This is a genomic window from Bacillus cereus group sp. N6 (genome assembly GCF_016483705.1).
Lineage (GTDB): Bacteria > Bacillota > Bacilli > Bacillales > Bacillaceae_G > Bacillus_A > Bacillus_A wiedmannii.
On record NZ_JAEHBI010000163.1, the window covers coordinates 1 to 1,357 of the forward strand.

The window sequence follows — 1,357 nt, forward strand, 5'->3', positions numbered from 1 at the left end:
CTCAGTATTTACAAATGAGAGGCATATGAAACTAGTAAAATTAAAAAAGCTTCCGTGAGGAAGCTGAGTAGTTACGAAATTGTGGGGCAACTGAAAATTGTCATTGAAGAAAACAAAAAGTTACAACAAAAACAAGCGACTGTGCCTCCCGCACAGTAACAAAAAGGAGTGAACGTGCATGTGGCAAGCGGTGAAAGACTTTTTTACAACGGTAACGAATCCCATTGAAGCCTTTTCTCGGTGGATTGTGGAATTGTCGATTCAACTCTTAAATTTTTTCTTAGGTTCGATTGTGAGTGTCACGAAAATTGATACGGAATATCAAAAGGTACAGGTGATACAAGATGTATTTTCTTGGGTTCGTTTTCTCGTCTATGCCTTAGTAGGAGTCATTGTCCTTCATCAATTATTTAAACAATACTTAGCGATTTCCACGGGTTCAATTCAAAGAAGAACAACGTCTCAAATTATGGGGGATATCGGAAAGTTTGCATATCGTCTTCTCATGTTACCCTTATTTTTAGATATCATGATTAAAATCAATTTTTTCTGGGTGGGATTTATTTCAGATAAGGGGCTGGTGGTTGATAAATTTGTAGAGTATTTAGGACTCAATTCAGGAGACAAAGGAGATAAATCCGTTAGTGAAATTGTGTTAGGAAATATCGCACAGACGTATCAATTACAAATGGCAGGAACGGTTGTATTTGTCGCTATTTTCTTTTTAGTATTACTCGCTATCTTGTTTGTCTTAATGTACATTCAAATGATTATGAGACTTGGGCAAATTGTCTTTTGTTATGTGTTAATACCGTTTGTAGCCTTATCCGCTTTAAATGAAGAGATGGATATGTATTCAACTTGGTGGAGAGAAACGATTGCTATTGTGGGAACAGCAGCCGCCCAAGTAAGTTTCTTATATTTAGGTCTCAATTGTATGTTATCGGGTCACGCCATTTTAGGAACAGGTATTTTAATAGGGGTTGTGACAACACCAGCCGTGTTACAAAAATTTGTTTATTCTACAGGTGTGGCAAGTGGTACAGGAAGCATGATGAAATTTATGACACGTCAAGTGCTGATGAAGAGGAGATGATGAACCGTGTATATCAAAGCAACCGTAACCGTTGTACGAAATTGGAAGCCTATACTGATTGGCATACTGGTTTTGTTTAGTCTCTTCATCTGTTTGATGTGGGGAGGAGGGAGTAAGCCACAAACACCAATGGAGACAGGAACATCAACTGTTCCACCTGAAGTTCTAAAATGGGAACCTACGGTTCTGATGCTAGTCTAAATGATAGACACACCGAACAGAGAGTTTATACTAAAAACAAATAAACAAGTTCGAGGTGTC

1 protein-coding gene is annotated in these 1,357 nt (G+C 38.0%); it reads left to right on the forward strand.

All coding sequences use genetic code 11. The annotated features are described in order from the left end of the window. Positions 1-178 precede the first annotated feature (178 nt). Positions 179-1,096: a conjugal transfer protein TrbL family protein gene (locus tag JDS99_RS30635; RefSeq protein WP_199696472.1), complete on the forward strand. Its 918-nt coding sequence runs from the start codon at positions 179-181 to the stop codon at positions 1,094-1,096. The last annotated feature ends 261 nt before the right edge of the window (positions 1,097-1,357 follow it).